General features: G+C 62.3%; 11 protein-coding genes. 7 read left to right on the top strand and 4 right to left on the bottom strand.

Annotated features, from left to right (window positions below; translation table 11 throughout):
• Positions 1–3: 3 nt before the first annotated feature.
• The 3 genes from ACIPL0_RS15000 to ACIPL0_RS14990 form a co-directional block, all read right to left on the bottom strand.
• Entirely contained in the window at positions 4–2541 is a 2538-nt protein-coding gene (locus ACIPL0_RS15000; RefSeq protein ID WP_400598227.1) for a TonB-dependent receptor plug domain-containing protein, read from the bottom strand.
• A 204-nt stretch (positions 2542–2745) separates the two neighbouring features.
• Positions 2746–3987, bottom strand: a complete 1242-nt coding sequence (locus ACIPL0_RS14995) for an acyl-CoA dehydrogenase family protein (protein WP_400731547.1) — start codon at positions 3985–3987, stop codon at positions 2746–2748.
• Between the two features lie 569 nt (positions 3988–4556).
• Complete coding sequence (locus ACIPL0_RS14990; RefSeq protein WP_400598223.1) at positions 4557–6662, bottom strand: TonB-dependent siderophore receptor; 2106 nt, start codon at positions 6660–6662, stop codon at positions 4557–4559.
• A gap of 228 nt (positions 6663–6890) precedes the next feature.
• On the opposite strand from ACIPL0_RS14990, the gene ACIPL0_RS14985 reads away from it, so the two are divergent.
• The 3 genes from ACIPL0_RS14985 to ACIPL0_RS14975 all read left to right on the top strand — a co-directional run bounded on the left by ACIPL0_RS14985 (position 6891) and on the right by ACIPL0_RS14975 (position 11017).
• Positions 6891–7424 (top strand): sigma-70 family RNA polymerase sigma factor, encoded by a 534-nt coding sequence (locus tag ACIPL0_RS14985; RefSeq protein WP_400598221.1) that lies wholly within the window; start codon positions 6891–6893, stop codon positions 7422–7424.
• Positions 7421–8398 carry a FecR domain-containing protein gene (locus ACIPL0_RS14980; protein ID WP_400598219.1) on the top strand — a complete coding sequence of 326 codons (978 nt, stop codon included), beginning with the start codon at positions 7421–7423 and terminating at the stop codon, positions 8396–8398. Before ACIPL0_RS14985 ends, ACIPL0_RS14980 begins: the two co-directional genes overlap by 4 nt.
• Positions 8399–8485: 87 nt before the next feature.
• A complete protein-coding gene (locus ACIPL0_RS14975; RefSeq protein WP_400731546.1) occupies positions 8486–11017 on the top strand; it encodes a TonB-dependent siderophore receptor in 2532 nt (843 codons plus the stop codon).
• A 142-nt stretch (positions 11018–11159) separates the two neighbouring features.
• On the opposite strand, the gene ACIPL0_RS14970 is transcribed toward ACIPL0_RS14975, so the two are convergent.
• A complete protein-coding gene (locus ACIPL0_RS14970; RefSeq protein ID WP_400598216.1) occupies positions 11160–11384 on the bottom strand; it encodes a hypothetical protein in 225 nt (74 codons plus the stop codon).
• Between ACIPL0_RS14970 and ACIPL0_RS14965 the strand changes: the two genes are divergently transcribed.
• The 4 genes from ACIPL0_RS14965 to ACIPL0_RS14950 all read left to right on the top strand — a co-directional run bounded on the left by ACIPL0_RS14965 (position 11383) and on the right by ACIPL0_RS14950 (position 19516).
• On the top strand, positions 11383–13410 hold the full coding sequence (locus tag ACIPL0_RS14965) for a TonB-dependent siderophore receptor (protein ID WP_400598214.1): 2028 nt from the start codon (positions 11383–11385) through the stop codon (positions 13408–13410). The genes ACIPL0_RS14970 and ACIPL0_RS14965 overlap by 2 nt on opposite strands.
• A 263-nt stretch (positions 13411–13673) precedes the next feature.
• Positions 13674–14915 carry a multidrug efflux RND transporter periplasmic adaptor subunit MexE gene (gene mexE / locus ACIPL0_RS14960; protein ID WP_400598213.1) on the top strand — a complete coding sequence of 414 codons (1242 nt, stop codon included), beginning with the start codon at positions 13674–13676 and terminating at the stop codon, positions 14913–14915.
• Between the two features lie 12 nt (positions 14916–14927).
• Positions 14928–18119 carry an efflux RND transporter permease subunit gene (locus ACIPL0_RS14955; protein WP_400598210.1) on the top strand — a complete coding sequence of 1064 codons (3192 nt, stop codon included), beginning with the start codon at positions 14928–14930 and terminating at the stop codon, positions 18117–18119.
• Positions 18119–19516, top strand: coding sequence for an efflux transporter outer membrane subunit (locus tag ACIPL0_RS14950; RefSeq protein ID WP_400598208.1), 1398 nt, complete (start codon positions 18119–18121; stop codon positions 19514–19516). The genes ACIPL0_RS14955 and ACIPL0_RS14950 overlap by 1 nt, the downstream gene beginning before the upstream one ends.
• Positions 19517–20157 lie beyond the last annotated feature (641 nt).

Raw genomic sequence — 20157 nt, 5'->3', positions numbered from 1 at the left:
CGGTTACCAGAAGTAATCGACGCGTGCGTAGTAGTAGCCACCGTCCACGCCGTACGGCGAGTACCAGCTGTAGGACGGGCTGTCGACCGGCCACAGCGAGAACAGCTTGGCTTGCTGCGAGAGCTGTTCGGGGCGTTTGTTGAAGATGTTCAGCCCGCCCACCGAGACCTTGAACTGGTCGCTGACGTTCCAGCCGATGTCCAGGTCGGTGATGAACGCCGGCTTGATCTTCTCGTCACGGTTTTCGTTGAACAGGTTCTTGCCGGTGACCGCCGAATAGCGGGTTTCCTTCAGCGAGACTTCAAAGTCGTCGATGTACCAGGTGTGCTGCAGCGCGGTCTTGTTTTTCGGGAACGCGCTTTCGATGTTGCCCTGTTTGTCGCGTCCCAGGACCTGCACACCGGTGCCCGCCAGCGAGTCGGGCTCCTTGATGCTGCGGATTTCCTGGAGCTGCTGGGTGCTGGTCAAGGTCCATTTGCCACGCCCCCACGGCCCGTAGTCGATGCGGTAATCGCCGACCAGATCAATACCGCGGGTGCGGGTGTCGGCCAGGTTGCCGTAGTAGGCAATGCTCTGGTTGGTGTCGAGCCCGGCGGCAGCGAGAATCCGCGCGATGTTCGGATCGTTCAGGCCGCTCAGGGAGCTGGTCTGCAGAATGCGGTCCTTGATGTCGATCTGGTAGAAGTCCACCGACAGGTCAAGATCCTTGCTCGGCGTGGCGACGAAACCGACGCTGTAGTTGCGCGACTTCTCCGGCTTGAGCTTTTTCGAGCCCAGCGCCGCCGCTCCGGCCGAACCCGGCACCGCATAGTTGGTCACCTGTTGCTGCAACTGGCCAGTGATCGGGCTGACACCCCACGCCGAGGTGCTCGACGAGAAGTGTTGCTGTTGCAACGACGGCGCGCGGAAACCGTTGTTGATCGTGCCGCGCACGGCGAAGGTCGGGTTGAACTGATAGCGGGTGGAAAACTTGCCGCTGGTGGTGTCGCCGACGTCGCTGTAATGCTCGAAGCGGCCGGCGGTACTGACTTCCCAGGCGTCGGTGAATTTCTGGGTCAGGTCCACGTAGCCGGCGGTGTTGCTGCGATCCCAACTGCCGGCAGCTGCCGGGCTGAAACCGCCCCAGCCGGCGGAACCGGAGTTCGGGCGTTTGCCGGCGTTCGGCGAGCCCACCGGATAGATATAGCCGCCATCGGCATAGGACTGGAGTTCACCCTTGCGGATCTGGTAGCTGTCGACCCGGTACTCGACACCTGCAGCGACATGCAACGGGTCTTTGAACAGCCCGGTATCGAAGGCGCGGGTGATGTCCAGGTTGTTGGTCCACTGGCTGAAGATCGCTTCGCCGTTATCGAAGCTGGTCTTGCTGGCCGGGCCGAACGAGGCATTGAGCGAGTCATCGTTGTGATAGTTGACGTCGTTGCGGCCCCAACTGCTCGAAAGGTCCCAGTCCCAGCCCAGCACATCCTTGCCCTTGAGCCCGAACACGCTCTGGAGGTCGTCTTCCACCGAGCGGAATTTAGGCTGGAAACCGTCCGGATAGATTTCCGGAATGTTCTGCGCCGACACCGCCGTGCGGAAGGTGCCGAAGCCGGTGGAATCGCGGTGGCTGAAGGTCGAGAACGAGTAGAAATCCAGCGCGTCGTTCAGCGGCAGTTCGGCGTTGTAGGCGAAGTTGTAGGTCTGCACCCGCGGCTGGCCCATGGTCTGCCGGTAGCGGCTCTCGCCGAACTCGCGCGGGTCGTTGCCGGCGTAGATCTTGGTACGGGCCGGCACCGCGCCGGCGGAGTTGCTGGTTTCCTGAACCTTGATGTCACCGCTGAGGCTGAAGAAACCGTCGTTGGGCAGTTCAAAGCCCTGGTTGACCAGCGACTCACCGGTCGCACCGTAAAATCCTTTGTGCCCTTCCCTCTCGCCGTACTGACCGTACAGCGCCGTGGCCTGACCACCGGATTTGTTGCGTTTGAGGATGATGTTGATCACCCCGGCAATGGCGTCGGAACCATACTGCGCCGCCGCGCCGTCACGCAGCACCTCGACATGGTCGACGGCGCTGACCGGGATCAGATCGAGGTCGACCGGCGACTGGCCGTTGGAGGTGGCCGACGACTGATGGAACAGTTGCGCGGTGTTGTGCCGGCGCTTGCCATTGACCAGCACCAGCACCGAGTTGCCACCCAGGCCGCGCAGGGTCGCCGATTTGACGGCGATCCCCGAGGCACCGGTGAAACCTGCGTCGTTGGTGTAGGAAGGCACCTGCGCAGCCAGTGCGTCGCGCAGGTTTTGCTTGCCGCTGCGGGCGAGGTCATCGGCGCTGATCACATCGATCGGTGCCAGGCTTTGCGCCACGGTGCGTTTTTCGGCACGGTTGCCGGTCACGACCACGGTTTCCAGCGCATCTTCGCCCTTTGCGGACGATGCAGTGTTGCCGAGCGTGCCAGCGTCATCGGCCCAGACTGCGGTGCTGCCACACAACGTCATCACGCCGATCGAAACCATCAGGGCGAGTGGCGAACGTGGACTGTTCAAACGAGCATTCATGCGACTACCTGCAAAATCATTTATTGCTGGCGTGGTGGATGTTCCTGGCCATCTAACGAGGATTGAAGGAAATGCGGTACCTGGCGGGGTCTTACGCGTTTTCGGGCTCGGGCGAGCCCGCCGTTACAACAAGGTGCTGCAACAAGGTGCTACAACAAGCGGCTACAACAGGGTGCTACAACACTACGGGGGAACTTAACAACATCAGAAGACCAGCCCCTCACGAAGATGGGTGGTGTTTTCATTCAAGTAAAAGTCACCGACCACACGGGCCTTGTGCAACAGCGGATTGTGATTGAGCACCGTGCGAATGTTTCGCCAGTGCCGGTCAAAGTTGTACTTGCGCGACGTCGCCGAGCCGCCGCCGACTTCAAACAAGACTTCCGCCGCACGCAGTGCAAGTTTGGCGACCACCACTTGCATTTGTGCATTACTGATGGAGGCCGTTATAAGTTGCTGATCCACTGTTGCACTGCCAACAGTCAGTGCCTGAGCACTTTGATCGAGCATCGCGGCGGTGGTGGCGATCAGGGCATCCACGGCATAGGCATTTGCGGAAATTTCGCCGACCACCTGCTGCACGAATTGATCGTCACGGGCGATGTCGGCAGGGCTGTGCATGGCCGCGCGTGCCTGCTTGCGCACGTAATCCACGGCGTCCTCGCGAATGTTGCGCACCACACCCGCCGCGCAGGCGGCCAGATGCAACTGGCGCAGGGTCGAACAGTGCCGACCGACCTCGGCGTTGTGGCTGCGGGTCTTGATCTCGCTGGCGTGGACTTCGACGTTGTCCAGGTGGACGCCGCCGCTGGCGGTCAGGCGCTGGCCCATGCCGTCCCAGTCGTCCAGCACCTGAATGCCTTCACGGTCGGCCGGCAGCAGCACGCTGATCAGTTTGCCGTCATCGTCGGTGGCGGAAAACGACAGGAAATCCGCGTAGGCCGAGCCTGTGGCGTACCATTTGCGGCCGTTGAGGCGGTAGCCGTCGCCGACCCGGGTCAGGCGCGTGAGGATCGTGCCCAGCGGCGCACCGACTTCCGTGTGGGCACCGGCGAACAGCTTGCCATCGAGGGTTTTCGCCACGTAATCGCGCTTTTCGGCGCTGTCCGGGCTGTGAATCACCGCTTCGCTGAAATTGAAGTGCGAGCGCAGCGCATGGGCGACGTTGGGGTCGGCGCTGGCCAGGCTGGCGATCAGCTCGATGTAGTCACTGACGCTGCCGCCCGGCCCGCCCAGTTCACGGGGAATGCGCAAGGCGCCAAGCCCGGCCTGGCGAATCAGGGCAAACGCCTCAAACGGCAGTTCACGTTGCAGATCCCGCCGGGACGCGTCCCTGGCAATGTCCTTGAGCAACTGCGGGATTCGCCCGCGCAAGGTATCCAGCGCCGGGACAGAACGGTGTTGCCGATGAATCGAATCGTTATCGATAGAATGATTGACTGCCACACGCGCCTCATATAACCGAGCTGACATTGCCCGCCACTTTCGCGCAGGCCCGATAACATTCCGATATATACACACTGTATCGAAGTTGAATCATTCGACAGGAAGGCGACAGTAATCATCAGCCCGCGACACGTCAATCTCGGAGACTTCGCAGACGTATATCGTTTTTATCTATGCTTAGAGACGCGCTTTGCATAACGTTATGACGGTTTCATTTATCGACAAAGGTTATAAGTCATAAGCGGACGGCGCCGCCCGAGATAACACCCAAAACCCAGACACCTCAGGGTGAATAATCCTCTTTCCCTGCCGTTAAAAAGAACAACAATGCACAAGCATTGCAAGTTGCTTACCCACCCCTTCTGCAAGGTTTGTCGGGCGCTATATCGTGAGCGTTCGACATTCTATTTGGCTGCGAATCGACGACGGCGCAGCAGCGAACTGCGCGCGCTGGTTTTTTTCGACGGCTGAGACGGGGTAGGCACGAGCGTGAGCCGAGACGCGCTCATGCCCCTTTTCTCAAGCGGCCTGCTGGACGTGGCCCACCGTCCAGCATCGCGCCACTGCACTCAGAACGTATACGTGAAACCTGTCTGAACCGTGCGCGGCGCGCCCGGATAGGCATACAGGTTGAACGCACCCTCTTCGTAGTCTTCGTTGAAGACGTTCTTCACATCCAGGTTGACCCGCAGTTTCGGAGTGATCTGGTAGAAGCTGAGCACGTCGGCCACGGTGTAGCTGGCCATGTTGTAGGTCGAGTTGGCCGTCTGGCCGGCGCGGTCAGCCACATGGCGGACACCCAGCCCCAGGCCCAGGCCGTTGAGTTGGCCGTCGTGGAACTCGTAGACGTTCAGCAGGTTGTAGCTGCTGCGCGGAATGTTGGCCAGACGGGTGCCGGTCTCCAGCGAATTGTCCTTGACCACTTCGGCGTCCACCCAGGAATAACCACCGAGCACGCGCCACTCTGGCGTGATGTTGCCGGCCACATTGAGGTCGAAGCCACGGCTGCGCACGCGGCCGGCCGCCACGCTGTAGTTGGAGTCGACGGGGTCGAGGGTCAGCACGTTGTCCTTGATCGTATGGAAGATGGCGGCGTCGACGGTGAGTTGGTCGTCCAGCGTCTTCCACTTCACGCCCAGTTCGTAGGACTTGCCTTCTTCGGCATCGAAACCGCCGCCCTGACGCGACGCACCGGTGTTGGGCTTGAACGACTCTGAGTAACTGCCGTACAGCGCAACATCCGGCGTCAGGTCGTAGACCAGACCGTAGCGCGGGGTGACGGCACTCTCGCTTTTGTTCCAGTCCACCGAGTTGGGCAGCTTGTTGTCGTAGTCGTGCTCGTCACGCTCGATCCGCGCGCCCACCAGCAACTTCAGCCGCTCGGTCAGGCGCATCTGGTCCTGGACGAAGGCTGCCGTGCTTTTGAGCTTTTCGTGGTCATGGGTGGTGGTACGGGTCAGCGCAGGCCGTGGCTGGCCCAGCACCGGGTTGAAGATGTCGATCGGGTACGCGGTCAGCGCGCCGCTGGAGCGCAGGATGATCGACGTGTAGTCGTACTCCTCGTATTCCAGACCGGTCAGCAGGGTGTGTTCGATGCTGCCGGTGTTGAAGGTGCCGGACAGGTTCAGTTGATAGTCCTGATCGTTCCAGTCCAGCTTGCGCCAGTTGAAGTTGCGCCCCAGCGTGCGACCGTCGGCCTGTATGCCGTTGGCTTCCACCGCATTGCCCTTGAGCTGGCCATCGAGCCACTGCACGCCGCCGCTCAGCTTCCAGTTGTCGTTCAGCTGGTGCTCGAAGCGCAGCTGGCTGACGTTGTTGTCGTTGTGCAGCAGGTTGTCCGAGCCTTTTTCCCACACGTAGGTGTCGCGGCTGCCGACGCCGATCTGGCTGCCGTAGTGGGTGTTGCCGCGGTCCAGCGGATGGTTGTTGCGCATGTAGTCACCTTCAAAGGTGATGCGCGTGTCGTCGGTGGCCTGCCATTCGATCACCGGGGCCACGTCGTAACGCTCGGTCTCGACATGATCGCGGAACGAATCACCGCCCTCGCCCAACAGGTTCAGGCGATAGGTCAGGGTTTTCGCATCGTTCAGCGCGCCCGTGGTGTCGAGGGTGCCGCGGTACATGCCCTGATCGTCCATCTGCCCGCCGATGGTGGTCTTCTGCTCGACTTCAGGCTGCTTGGTCACCACGTTGAAGGTGCCGCCCGGGTCGCTGCGGCCGTACATGGTGGCGGCCGGGCCACGCAGGATGTCGACGTGATCGATGGTGTTGGCGTCTGGCGCGTTGGGGTAGCCACGGTTGACCGGGAAGCCGTTGCGGTAGAACTCGCCCGTGGTGAAGCCGCGAACGGTGTAGGTGGTCAGCCCCTGCCCGCCGAAGTTGTTGGCCCGGCCGATGCCGCCACCGTAGTCCAGCGCATCCTGCAAACGGGTGACGTTGCTGTCTTCCAGCACTTTGCGGGGGATGACCGACACCGATTGCGGCACTTCGTGGATGTCGGTCTCGGTTTTGGTCGCGCTGGACGTGCGCGTGGCACGGTAACTGTCGCCCTCGTCGCCTGCCAGATGGCTGGCCTGAATATCGATGGCGGGCAACGCCATTTCTTTCGAATCGGCAGCCCATACAGCAGGGGAAAAAACGTTAAGCAGGCACAGCGAAGTCAACGCGTAGCGCATCAAAAAACTCTCGGATGTTGGTATACCAAAAAACGTGTCGCGCATGATACAGAGAGTCCTGCGGATTTCTACATCTTTATGCAAATCGTTTGCATTACCGACATCGAATGACCGTCCAGCCAACCCTCCCGGCCACGTGCCATCACTGCAGTTGCCCTGTAACGGGCTTATCGCTTATCTTGATAAGAGTTCGCATTTGCGAATCCTTCAATATTCGCACGGCCCTTCATGACTCTACATATCGCCTGCGCCCATCGCGCCAAAGTGGCAAGCCTCTACGTCGAAAACCACAGCTGGATCCAGCACTGGATCGCCCGCCGTCTGGGTAACGCCAGCGATGCGGCGGAACTGGCGCAGGATGTGTTTGTGCGCCTGCTCGCCAAACCCCGCGAGTTCGAAAGCGACGCGCATGCGAAGGCGTATCTGAGCCGCGTCTCGCTGCATTTGTGCGTGGATTTCTGGCGGCGAAAACAGCTGGAGCGCGCCTGGGCCGAAGCGCTGGCACAACTGCCGGAGAGCCATTGGCCGTCGATGGAACATCAGGCGATCATTCTGGAAACCCTCGGGCAGTTGCAGGACATGCTGGAACGCTTGCCGCCCCGGGTCGCCGAAGCCTTCACCCTGTCGCAACTGCACGGCATGGGTTATCGCGAGATCGCCCTGCATCTGGGCGTGACCGAACGCTCGGTGACCAAATACATCGCCCAGGCCATGTTCAGTTGCGCGCTGCTTGAAGCGGAACTGGACGGTGCCCTGAAGTGAGCGAAGGTGCCGCGATCGACCACGCCACGCTGGAATGTGCCGCGCAGTGGTATGCCCTGCTGCAAGCCTCGCCCGACGATGCCGCGCTGCGCATGCAGTGGCAGCAATGGCTGGAGCAAGGCCCGGCACAGCGACTGGCGTGGGGTTATGTCGAGCGCGTCAGCCAGCGCTTCGACGGTCTGCGTCAGCAAGGGCCGGCCGCTCATCAGACGCTGACCGGCCTGCGTGCCCACGAGCACTCGCGGCGTCAGTTGCTGAGCCGCTTCGGCCTGCTGGCCGGCGTCGGCGTGCTCGGCTGGCTGGGTTGGCGCAGCGCTGGCCTGGACCGGCTGCAGGTCCTTCGCGCGCAGTACAGCACCTCGGTCGGCGAACGTCGCAGCGAGCAGTTGAGCGACGGCACTCGGCTGTGGCTCAACACCGGCACAGCGCTGGACGTGCGCTTCGAGGCCGACACTCGCGACCTGATCCTCTATGCCGGCGAAGTGCTGATCGAAACCGGCCATGGCGACAGCCGACCGTTGCGCGTACGCAGCCGCGAAGGGTTGCTGGAACCGCTGGGCACGCGCTTCAGCGTTCGCGAAAACGACGCGGCCACGCAACTGAACGTGTATCAGGGCGCGGTGCGGATCACCTGCCGCGACAGCCGCCAGAGCCTCACCGTGCAGGCCGGGCAACAAGTGCAGTTCGACCCTCGACAGCCAGCTGTGGTGACCCGGGCCGAAGCCCGGCGTGAAGCCTGGAGCCGTGGTTTGCTGCTGGCCGAGGACATGCCGCTGGGGCAGTTCCTTGCCGAGCTGGGCAGCTATCGCCGCGGCCATCTGGGCGTTGACCCGGCCGTGGCCGACCTGCGGGTCATGGGCAGCTTTCCGCTGGCGGACACCGACAAGGCACTGGCGCAACTGGAAGAGGTGTTGCCGGTGCGCGTGCAGCGTCGTTTCGACTGGTGGGTCAGCGTCGTGCCCCGGCTGCGGTGAAATTTTTTTCGGTCAGGCGTTCCGGTTTTCCGTGCTCATTCGGATTAACAGGAAACACCCCTGTTCACCGGACGCCAAGGAACCGGAATGCCACGCCACAACCAGCACTTTCCCAGCCGCCCTGCCCCCCTGTTTTTCGCCATCGCCCTGAGCCTGAGCACTGTCGGTTCACTGGCCTTGCCCGGCGCCGCCATCGCCAGCGAGACGCAACGTCAGTCTTTCGACATCCCCGTCGGCCCGCTTGCCCAGCGCCTCAACGAACTGGCCGCACAGACCGGCCTGCTGCTGGCCGCCGATGCCAACCTGACCCGAGATCGTCAAAGCCGGGCCGTCCACGGCACCTACAGTGCCGAGGAGGCGCTGGAAAGAATGCTGGCCGGCAGCGGCCTCACCGCTCAACGCAATGGCGACCGCTACCAACTCGTCCCCGCTGCGCAAGCGGCGACCACGCTGGAGCTGGGCGAAACCACGATCATGGGCCAGGGCATGGGTCAGGCCACCGAGAACACCGGCTCCTACACACCGGGGCTGACCAGCGTCGGTTCCAAGACCCCGTCGTCGCTGAAGGAGACGCCGCAATCGGTGTCGGTCATTACCCGTCAGGTCATCGAAGATCGCCAGTTCAGCGACATCAACGACGCCATGAAGGCCGTGCCGGGCGTGACCACGCAAAACAACACCTTCCGCATCCAGGACTTCTACTCGCGCGGCTTCCCGATCCAGAACATCCAGCTCGACGGTGCGGCGCCCATGGCGCTGGGCACCACCGCCGGCAGTTTCTATGCCTCGAACATCTATGACCTCGCCGAGTTCGACCACGTCGAAGTGCTGCGTGGCTCCAGCGCGCTGTTCGGCGGCACCGGCGATCCGGGCGGCATCATCAACCTGGTGCGCAAGCGTCCGCTGGATTTCTACCAGCTCAAGTTCAGCGCCTCCGCCGGCAGCTGGGACAACTATCGCAGCGAGCTGGACGTGACCGGCCCGCTGGGTTTCGATGGCAAATTGCGCGGCCGCATGGTGATGGCCTACCAGGACCGCCAGTACTTCGTCGACAACCGGGGCACGGAAAAACCGCTGGTGTACGGCGTGCTCGAAGCCGACGTCAGCGACGACACCATGCTCACCGCCGGCCTGCGCTTCAATGAAGTCCACGAAACCGGCACCGCCTCTGCCCTGCCGCGCTACAGCAACGGCGCCGACCTGGGCCTGCCGCGTCACACCGGGCTGTCGACCAAGTGGGCGTACGCCGACGGATATTCCCGGGAATACTTCGCCAAACTCGACCATCGCCTGAACGACAACTGGAAGCTCAACCTCAGCTACACCAACATTTACGACACCATCGACACCAACAACGCGACCACCCTGGGCTCGGTCAACCCGGTCACCGGCAGCGGCGTCACCCGCTACGGTACCTACGTCACCCAGTGGAGCGAGCAGAACCTGTGGGATGCCAACCTCTCCGGCGACTTCAGCCTGTTCGGCCTGAACCACCGTCTGGTGGTCGGCGGCGACTGTCAGGACATCGACAGCCGCTGGCAGGGCACCGGTCGCTTCACCACCGCCGGCGGTGCGGTGAACGTGTTCGATCTCGACTCGACACCGTGGAACGACCCCGGCGCCCGGCCGATCTTCAGCCGTGACTACAAGCCCAACAGCCAGACCCAGTACGGCCTGTACACCAACCTCAATCTGCAGCTGGCCGAGCCGCTGCACTTGATCGTCGGCGCCCGCGCGCAGCGCTACAAATTCGACCAGACCTACCAGACCGCCAACGCCACCGGCACGGTGTGGACCCAGCAGTCGCGGGTCGATATGCACGAGCCGACCAAGGTCACGCCCTTCGCCGGCATCGTCTATGACCTGACCGACGAATGGGCGGCCTACGCCAGCTATGCCGAGATCTTCAAACCGCAGCAGAACCTGCTCGCCGGCCCGGCCACGTCCGGCAGCCCGCTGGACCCGATGACCGGCAAGACCTACGAAACCGGCCTCAAGGGCGAACTGTTCGGTGGCGCGGTCAACACCAGCATCGCGTTGTACTACACCAAGCGCGAAGACCAGGCGGTGCAGGACGCCCGCTACCCGCTCAGCCAGGTGCTGTTCGGCGGCAACTGCTGCTACGTCAACGGCGGCGAGACCATCAGCAAAGGCATCGACATGGAGGTGTCCGGCGAAATCCTGCCGGACTGGATGCTGATGGCCAGCTACACCCTCAACCTCAACAAGAACCGCGACACCGGCTCGGCACTGAGCACCATCACGCCCAAACACATGGCCAAGCTGTTCACCACCTATCGTTTGCCGGGCGCACTCAACGACTTCCGCGTCGGCGGCGGTGTGGACATGCAGAGCGCCACCCACGTCAGCGGCACCGCATCGACCTACGACAGCCTGGGCAACGTGGTGCAGAGCGACGTGCCGTTCGAGTACAAACAGGGTGGCTACGCGATCTGGAACGCGATGGTCGACTACCGCATCGACGAGCACTGGAACGTGGCACTCAACGGCAACAACCTGTTCGACAGAACCTACTACCAGACCGTCGGCACCTCGACCTATGGCAACTCTTACGGCGACCCGCGCAACTTCATGCTGACCGTGCGAGCGACCTATTGAGGCGGTGAACCGACCCGGCCAAACGCCGCCAGGGGTGAAAAAAGAAGGCGAGACACGCAACGTGTCTCGCCTTGTTGTTTTGCGCAGGAGTCAAACCTCCCGCCATCGCGCGGACCAGACCGGTTGCAGCCCGAAATACCCTTCAAGATCCCCCCTGCCCCGGCAAACCATTCAGATGGCGGCCAAATGTGAAAAAATCGTCAAGAATTTGTTGTAGATACATCTGGTTATGCTTCTCATCTTCATTCAGAATTGCGATTCCTATCCACTCATCAGGAATCTCGATAGTGAATCCGCGTTTCCCCGCCTCATTCTTGTTCGTCGGTGCCGTCAGCGTTCTACCTGTGGCCCATGCTGTCGATGACATGACGCTCCCCGCAACGCAAATTCAGGACACTGCTGCTCAGGACGACGCGCAGAGCGAGGGGTACGTAGGGAAACCCGCTTCAAGCACCACCAAGCTGGGGTTGAGCAACCGGGAAACGCCGCAGGCGATCACCACCATCACCCGCGCGCAGATGAACGACTACAAGACCAACAGCGTCAAGGACGCCCTGCGTTCCGCGCCGTCGGTCACCGTCGAGCAAAGCGAAACCGACCGCACCGAGTTCACCTCGCGGGGTTTCGAGATCAACAGCTTCGAATTCGACGGCATGAACATGCCCTTCACCCAGACCATCCTCAACGGTGACCTGGACATGGCCGAATACGAGCAGATCGACATTCTTCACGGCGCCAACGGTTTGATGAGTGGCACCGGCAACCCGTCGGCCACCGTCAACTTCGTGCGCAAGCGTCCGACCCGCGACTTCCAGGCGCAGATCAACACCAGCGTCGGTTCGTGGGACAGCCGTCGTGTCGACGTGGATGTTTCCGGGCCACTGACCGACAGCGGCAACGTGCGCGGTCGCTTCATTTATGCCCACGACAAGGGCAATTCGTGGATGGACCGCTACAGCCACGAAAAGAACGTCGCCGCAGGCCTCCTGGCATTCGACCTGTCCGACGCCGACACCGTGACCGTGGGCTTCTCGCAGCACAACAGCGACTCCAACGGCAGCACCTGGGGCAACCTGCCGCTGGTGGACAGCAACAACAACCCGATCCACTACTCCAGCCGCAGCTCCAACGTCGGCCAGCCGTGGTCGTACTGGAACATCCACACCCAGCGCGTGTTCGCTGAACTCAAGCATGATTTCGGCAACGGCTGGAACGCCACCGTGACCGGCACCGGCATCACCGAGTACCAGGACACCAGCATGCTCTACGTCGCCAGCGTCACCGATGACGACGCGCTGGCGTTCGCCGCGAACACCTCGGGCCGCTCCCACCAGTTGATCGGCGAGGCGAAAGTCTCCGGCCCGTTCAGCCTGTTCGGCCGCGACCACGAAATCACCTTCGGTGCCAGTTATGGCCGCACCCACCAGAAGGCGCGCGAGTACGATGCCGCCGAGGCCGGCTATTACAACACCTCGTTCTCCAGCATTCTGGCGGGCACCGAAACGCCGCCGCAGTTCATCTACACCAGCGACCTCAACACGCAGAACATCATCGACCGGCAGAAGAGCCTGTTCGCCGGCGCCCGCTTCAGCCTGGCGGACGACCTGCACTGGATCGCCGGCGCACGCATGCTCAGCACCGACGGCACCGGTGACAGCTACGGCGTCGACCACGCCCAGCGCGAACACGGCAAGGTCACGCCGTACACCGGCCTGGTGTACGACCTGAACCAGGACTGGAGCCTGTACACCAGCTGGACGCAAATCTATAACCCGCAATTCGGCATCGTCGGTGTCGACGGCAAAGGGCTCGATCCCCTCGAAGGCAAAAGCCTGGAAGCCGGCGTCAAAGGCAGCCTGCTGGACAATCGCCTGAACGTCACCGCGGCGGTGTTCAAGACCCAACAGAGCAACGTGCAGTCCGCCGACTTCATTCAGGTCGGCTCGCAATTCCGCTATTTCACCGAAGACGTCAAGAGCCACGGTGTCGAGCTGGAAGCATCCGGCGAAGCGCTGCCGGGCCTCGACGTGCTGGCGGGTTACACCTACGTGCGCATCGACGATGACGACGGCGACAAGACCCGCCGGTTCATTCCGACCCACAGCTTCCATGGCATGGCGACTTACCGTCTGCCAGGGCTGCCGCAGGCACGGATCGGCACCCGTGTCAGCTGGCAGAGCGGCATTCAGAACACCACCAACAGCGTCATTCGCCAGAATGCCTACGCGCTGGTCGATCTGATGGCCAGTTACGACATCGACAGCCACTGGAGCACGGCGCTGAACCTCAACAACGTCACCGATCACAAGTACCTGACGTCGTTGTACAGTGGCACCGCCAGCAACTACGGCGCGCCGCGCAACGTCACCGCGTCGCTGAGCTGGAAGTACTGATTTCACCCGCTGTCGATGGTCGTGAGCCGCCGTTTCGGGGGCTCATGCCAGCCTGATTTGCCCTCCCCGAATACGCTGATCCGGCATGCGTGCTGCCATCACCTCGTCACATTGTTCTGAGTTGAGCCCTATGGCTTGGTCTAGAGCGGTTCTCGCCGCTCAATATCATTCCCGCTGATATTTACCTTCGTCGTATTCGATTCGTGCAATAAAACCCCCGGGAACAGAATCCGCCAATCTCAATAACATTGGCGGATTTTCCCATGGTTCAGTCACTTACTCCTTTGCGCTTCCCCCTTGCCATGCTGGCGCTGGTGGTGATCAGTGCGTGCGGCCGGACCCCAGAAGCGACCGTTGCTCCATCGGCGGCCAAGGTCAATGTGGCCAAGGTGCTCGAACAGCCGGTCAACGAATGGGATGAAGTAACCGCGCGTCTTGAGGCGCCCGAAACCGTGCAGGTCCGTCCGCGGGTTTCCGGGCAGATCGATTCGGTGGCATTCACCGACGGTGAGCTGGTGAAGAAAGGCGATCTGTTGTTCCAGATCGACCCGCGTCCGTTCGAGGCCGAAGTGCATCGTCTGGAAGCACAACTGCAACAGGCCAAGGCCGCGTCGGTACGCAGCAACAACGAAGCCCAGCGTGGCGAGCGTCTGCGCACCAACAACGCGATTTCCGCAGAACTGGCTGACTCGCGGACCACCACCGCCCAGGAGTCCAAGGCAGCCGTGGCGGCGATCCAGGCGCAACTCGATCTGGCCCGTTTGAACCTGAGCTTTACCCGCGTCACCGCGCCGATCACCGGCCGCGTCAGCCGCGCGGAGATCACCGCCGGCAACATCGTCACCGCCGATCAGTCGATCCTCACCAGCCTTGTGTCGACCGACAAGGTCTACGCCTACTTCGACGCCGACGAACGTGTGTTCCTCAAGTACAACCAACTGGCTCGCGACGGCAAACGCGGCGCGACCACGCCGGTGTACATGGGCCTGTCCAATGAAGCCGAAAACCCGCACCTGGGCCAGATGAACTTCGTCGACAACCAGGTCAACCCGCGCACCGGCACCATCCGTGGCCGCGCCGTGTTCGACAACAGCAAGGGCGAATACACCCCGGGTCTGTATGCGCGTCTGAAACTGGTCGGCAGCGGCACCTACACCGCCATGCTGATCAAGGACGAAGCCGTCGGCACCGACCTTGGCAAGAAATTCGTGCTGGTCGTCGACAAGGACAACAAGGCCACTTACCGCAACGTCGATCTGGGGCCGAAGCTGGAAGGCCTGCGCATCGTGCGCAGCGGTTTGCAGAAAGATGACCGCATCGTCGTCAACGGCCTGCAGCGCGTGCGTCCGGGCTCGCCGATCGACCCGCAGGACACGCCAATGGCCAGCGCCGAGACACTCGCCGCCCTGCAACAACAACGTCAGGCACTTGAGGCCAGCAACGCACCGAAGGCTCAGAGCAAACTGGACGCCAAGGTCGCCGCTGCAGCTACCCCACGCGGTTAAGGGACAGACTCGATGAATTTTTCCAGCTTCTTCATTACCCGGCCGATCTTCGCAGCGGTGCTATCGCTGCTGATCCTGATCGGCGGCGCGATCTCGCTGTTCCAGCTACCGATCAGCGAATACCCGGAAGTCGTGCCGCCGACCGTGGTCGTGCGTGCCAACTTCCCCGGCGCCAACCCTAAAGTCATCGGTGAAACCGTGGCCGCTCCCCTGGAGCAGGCGATCACCGGCGTCGAGAACATGCTCTACATGTCCTCGCAGGCCACCGCCGACGGCAAACTGACCCTGACCATCACCTTCGCCCTGGGCACCAACCTGGACACCGCGCAGGTACAGGTGCAGAACCGTGTGACACGGACCGAACCGAAGCTGCCTGAAGAGGTGACGCGCATCGGTATCACCGTGGACAAGGCCTCCCCCGACCTGACCATGGTGGTCCACCTGACCTCGCCGGATCAGCGCTACGACATGCTCTACCTGTCCAACTACGCCGTGCTCAACATCAAGGATGAGCTGGCGCGGCTGAACGGTGTCGGCGACGTGCAACTGTTCGGTATGGGCGACTACTCGTTGCGTGTCTGGCTCGACCCGAACAAGACTGCGTCGCGCAACATCACCGCCACCGACGTGGTCAACGCGATCCGCGAGCAGAACCGTCAGGTCGCTGCCGGTCAGCTGGGTGCCCCGCCCTCGCCGAGCGCCACCAGCTTCCAGATGTCGATCAACACCCAGGGCCGTCTGGTCACCGAGGAAGAGTTCGAAAACATCATCGTGCGCTCCGGCGAAAACGGTGAGATCACCCGCGTCAAAGACATTGCCCGGGTCGAACTCGGCTCCAGCCAGTACGCCCTGCGCTCGCTGCTGAACAACCAGCCGGCGGTCGCCATCCCGATCTTCCAGCGTCCAGGCTCCAACGCCATCGACATTTCCAACGAAGTGCGCGATGAAATGGAACTGCTGAAGAAGAACTTCCCGGAAGGCATGGACTACAGCATCGTCTATGACCCGACCATCTTCGTGCGCGGCTCCATCGAGGCGGTGATCCACACCCTGTTCGAAGCGCTGATCCTGGTTGTACTGGTGGTGATTCTGTTCCTGCAGACCTGGCGTGCCTCGATCATCCCGCTGGCCGCCGTGCCGGTGTCGCTGATCGGTACGTTCGCGGTGATGCACCTGTTCGGCTTCTCGCTCAACGCCCTGTCGCTGTTCGGGCTGGTACTGGCCATCGGTATCGTCGTGGACGACGCCATCGTGGTGGTGGAGAACGTCGAGCGGAACATCGAACTCGGCCATCAGCCGATGGAAGCCACCAAGATCGCCATGAGCGAAGTGACCGGTCCGATCATCGCGACCGCGCTGGTACTCTGTGCGGTGTTCGTACCGGCGGCGTTCATCTCCGGTCTGACGGGACAGTTCTATAAACAGTTCGCGTTGACCATCGCCATCTCGACGGTGATCTCGGCCTTCAACTCGCTGACCCTGTCGCCGGCGCTGGCTGCCGTGCTGCTCAAGGGCCACGACACCCCGAAAGACGGTTTCTCGCGCTTCCTCGACAAGCTGCTGGGCGGCTGGCTGTTCCGTCCGTTCAACCGCTTCTTCGTCAAGGCGAGTAACAAGTACGTCGGTACCGTCGGCCGCGTGATCCGCATCAGCGGTGTGGCCCTGGTGGTCTATGCCGGTCTGATCGTGCTGACCTGGCTGGGCTTCACCACCACGCCGACCGGTTTCGTGCCGCAGCAGGACAAGCAGTATCTGGTCGCCTTCGCGCAACTGCCGGATGCCGCCAGCCTGGACCGCACTGAAGCGGTCATCAAGGAAATGTCCGACATCGCCCTGAAACAACCGGGTGTGGCCAACTCCGTCGCCTTCCCTGGCCTGTCGATCAACGGTTTCACCAACAGCCCGAACTCCGGCATCGTGTTCACCCCGCTCAAGCCGTTCGACGAGCGCAAGGACCCGAGCGAGTCGGCCGGTGCCATCGCTGCTGCGCTGAACCAGAAGTTCGCCGGCATTCAGGACGCCTACATCGCGATCTTCCCGCCGCCGCCGGTACAGGGCCTGGGCACGATCGGCGGTTTCCGTCTGCAGATCGAAGACCGTGGCAACCTGGGTTATGACGAGCTCTACAAAGAGACGATGAACATCATCACCAAGAGCCGCAGCGTGCCGGAACTGGCTGCCCTGTTCACCAGCTACACCGTGAACGTGCCGCAAGTGGATGCTGCCATCGACCGTGAAAAGGCCAAGACCCATGGCGTGGCGATCAGCGACATTTTCGACACCCTGCAGGTCTACCTCGGTTCGCTGTATGCCAACGACTTCAACCGCTTCGGCCGGACCTATCAGGTCAACGTGCAGGCTGAACAGCAGTTCCGTCAGGACGCCGAGCAGATCGGTCAGTTGAAGGTGCGCAACAACCTCGGCGAGATGATCCCGCTGGCGACGCTGATCAAGGTCACTGACACCTCGGGCCCGGACCGCGTGATGCACTACAACGGCTTCATCACGGCAGAGATCAACGGCGCAGCCGGCCCTGGCTACAGCTCGGGTCAGGCGCAGGCGGCAATGGAAAAACTGTTGAAGCAGGAACTGCCTAACGGCATGACCTTCGAGTGGACCGACCTGACCTACCAACAGATCCTGTCGGGCAACACCGCGCTGCTGGTCTTCCCGCTCTGCGTACTGCTGGCGTTCCTGGTACTGGCGGCCCTGTATGAAAGCTGGAGCCTGCCGCTGGCGGTCATCCTGATCGTACCGATGACCCTGCTGTCGGCCATTGCCGGCGTGATCATCGCCGGTAGCGACAACAACATCTTCACCCAGATCGGCCTGATCGTACTGGTGGGCCTGGCGTGCAAGAACGCGATCCTCATCGTCGAGTTCGCCAAGGACGAACAGGACAAGGGCAAGACTCCGCTGGAAGCCGTACTGGAAGCCTGCCGTCTGCGTCTGCGGCCGATCCTGATGACCTCCGTGGCGTTCATCATGGGCGTGGTGCCACTGGTGCTGTCCAGCGGTGCCGGTGCCGAGATGCGTCATGCCATGGGCGTGGCGGTGTTCTCCGGCATGTTGGGCGTGACCTTCTTCGGTCTGCTGCTGACCCCGGTGTTCTATGTCCTGATCCGTAACTACGTGGAACGCAAAGAGGCCCGCAAAGCGGCCAAGGCTCAGCGCGTTCAGTCGATTTCTCCGGAGGCTCATTGATGAAGGCTGCAAAACTGTTCCTGCCGAGCCTGCTGGTGATGGCGCTGGCGGCCTGCACCGTCGGCCCGGACTATAAAAAGCCGGACACCGCGGCGGCCGATATCCAGGCCGCCGCCCAGGGCAACTACGACCGCAGCCGCACCGAGACCATCTGGTGGCAGCAGTTCGAAGACCCGACCCTGAACAAGCTGGTCGCCCAGTCACTGCAGGGCAACCGTGAATTGCGCGTGGCCTTCGCCCGTCTCAAGGCGGCCCGCGCCATCCGCGACGACATCAGCAACGACGCCATGCCGGTGGTGACCAGCCGTGCCAGCAGCCAGATCGGCCGAGCCCAGGTGCCGGGTGAAACCGAGCACCGGGTCAACCAGGAACGCTACGACCTGGGCCTGGACATGGCCTGGGAAGTCGACCTGTTCGGTCGCATCCAGCGTGAACTGGAAGCCAGCGAAGCCGACCAGCAGGTGGCCGAAGCCAACCTCTATCAGTTGCAGGTGACGATGATCGCCGAACTGGTGGATGCCTACGGTCAACTGCGCGGCGCGCAACTGCGTGAAGACATTGCCCGGGCCAACCTGAAAAACCAGCAGGAATCCCGTGGCGTCACCGTGCAGCTGCGTGACGAAGGCGTCGGCAACGAGATCGACGTGGTACGTGCCGATGCACGTCTGGCGGCGGTCGAAGCGACCATTCCGCAGTTGCAGGCCGAACAGATTCGCGACCGTAACCGTATCGCCACCCTGCTGGGCGAGCGTCCGGAAGCCATGACCGTTGACCTGAGCCCGGCGAAGCTGCCGGCGATCTCCAAGGCCCTGCCGATTGGCGATCCGACCAAGCTGCTGGAAAACCGTCCGGACGTGCGCAGCGCCGAGCGGCAACTGGCGGCGCAAACCGCGCGGATCGGCGTGCAGACTGCCGATCTGTTCCCTCGGGTCAGCCTCAGCGGCTTCCTTGGCTTCACCGCCAGCCGTGGTTCGCAGATCGGTTCGGGCGCGGCACAGGCCTGGGGCCTCGGCCCGAGCATCACTTGGGCGGCGTTCGACCTCGGCAGCGTGAAAGCGCGGATTCGCGGCGCCAACGCCGATGCCGAAGGCGCGCTGGCCAACTATGAGCAGCATGTGTTGCTGGCGCTGGAAGAAACCGAAAACGCCTTCAGCGATTACGACAAGCGTCAGCAGCGTCTGGTGTCGCTGGTACGCCAGAGCGAGTCGAGCCGCAAGGCAGCGGATCTGGCCAATATCCAGTACCGCGAAGGCACGGCGGACTTCCTCGTGTTGCTGGATGCCGAGCGTGAGCGTCTGGCGGCGGAAGACAGCCAGGCTCAAGCGGAAATCGAGTTGTATCGTGGCATCGTGGCCATCTACAAAGCGCTGGGTGGTGGCTGGCAGCCGAACGCCTGATCGTTTGCAATCCTGCGGCGTCGCTTACCGGCTGCGCCGTACGAGCCCCGGACTCACAAGGCCCGGGGCTTTTTTATCGGGGGCTGAAACCGCCCTCTCCCGCGCCCGACTGTAGGAGCGCGCTTGCCCGCGATCGGCGAGGCACTCGTCGTAAAACCTGTGCACTCGGTTCGTCTGATGTACTGATGGTCTGCTAACGCAGCCCTGTTTCGCCTTCGGCGAGTCACGCGGAGCTGGCTTGTCCTGCGAGCGGCGACGAAGTCGTCGTAAAACCTGTGCACTCGGTTTGTCTGGTCTTGCGCTGTAGCTGCTAACGCAGCTGGTTTCGCCTGACGGCGAGTTACGCGGCCCCTTGTAGGAGCTGGCTTGTCCTGCGAGCGGCGACGCAGTCGTCGTAAAACCTGTGCACTCGGTTTGTCTGGTCTTGCGCTGTAGCTGCTAACGCAGCTGGTTTCGCCTGACGGCGAGTTACTTGGAAAAGCCCCAAGTAACCAAAGGCTTCTTACCCCGCCATACGGTGCCTCGCCTTGGCTCGGCATACCCTCACTCCGGCAATGCTCCGTGGGCACGCCGCGAATGGGCCATCCATGGCCCACGCGGCTCTCGCGACATCCTGTCGCTCGACCCACTGCGCATCGCCT

Source organism: Pseudomonas sp. NPDC090208, assembly GCF_044746785.1.
GTDB lineage: Bacteria > Pseudomonadota > Gammaproteobacteria > Pseudomonadales > Pseudomonadaceae > Aquipseudomonas.
Note: the sequence above shows the minus strand (reverse complement) of the source record. Positions and strands in the feature narration are given on the sequence as shown.

Excerpts from the sequence above, each read along its gene's own strand:
- ACIPL0_RS15000 (WP_400598227.1), bottom strand. The coding sequence starts at position 2,541 with ATGAATGCTCGTTTGAACAGTCCACGTTCGCCACTCGCCCTGATGGTT.
- ACIPL0_RS14990 (WP_400598223.1), bottom strand. The coding sequence starts at position 6,662 with ATGCGCTACGCGTTGACTTCGCTGTGCCTGCTTAACGTTTTTTCCCCT.
- ACIPL0_RS14985 (WP_400598221.1), top strand. The coding sequence starts at position 6,891 with ATGACTCTACATATCGCCTGCGCCCATCGCGCCAAAGTGGCAAGCCTC.
- ACIPL0_RS14975 (WP_400731546.1), top strand. The coding sequence starts at position 8,486 with ATGCCACGCCACAACCAGCACTTTCCCAGCCGCCCTGCCCCCCTGTTT.
- ACIPL0_RS14965 (WP_400598214.1), top strand. The coding sequence starts at position 11,383 with ATGACGCTCCCCGCAACGCAAATTCAGGACACTGCTGCTCAGGACGAC.
- ACIPL0_RS14970 (WP_400598216.1), bottom strand. The coding sequence starts at position 11,384 with ATGTCATCGACAGCATGGGCCACAGGTAGAACGCTGACGGCACCGACG.
- mexE (WP_400598213.1), top strand. The coding sequence starts at position 13,674 with ATGGTTCAGTCACTTACTCCTTTGCGCTTCCCCCTTGCCATGCTGGCG.
- ACIPL0_RS14955 (WP_400598210.1), top strand. The coding sequence starts at position 14,928 with ATGAATTTTTCCAGCTTCTTCATTACCCGGCCGATCTTCGCAGCGGTG.
- ACIPL0_RS14950 (WP_400598208.1), top strand. The coding sequence starts at position 18,119 with ATGAAGGCTGCAAAACTGTTCCTGCCGAGCCTGCTGGTGATGGCGCTG.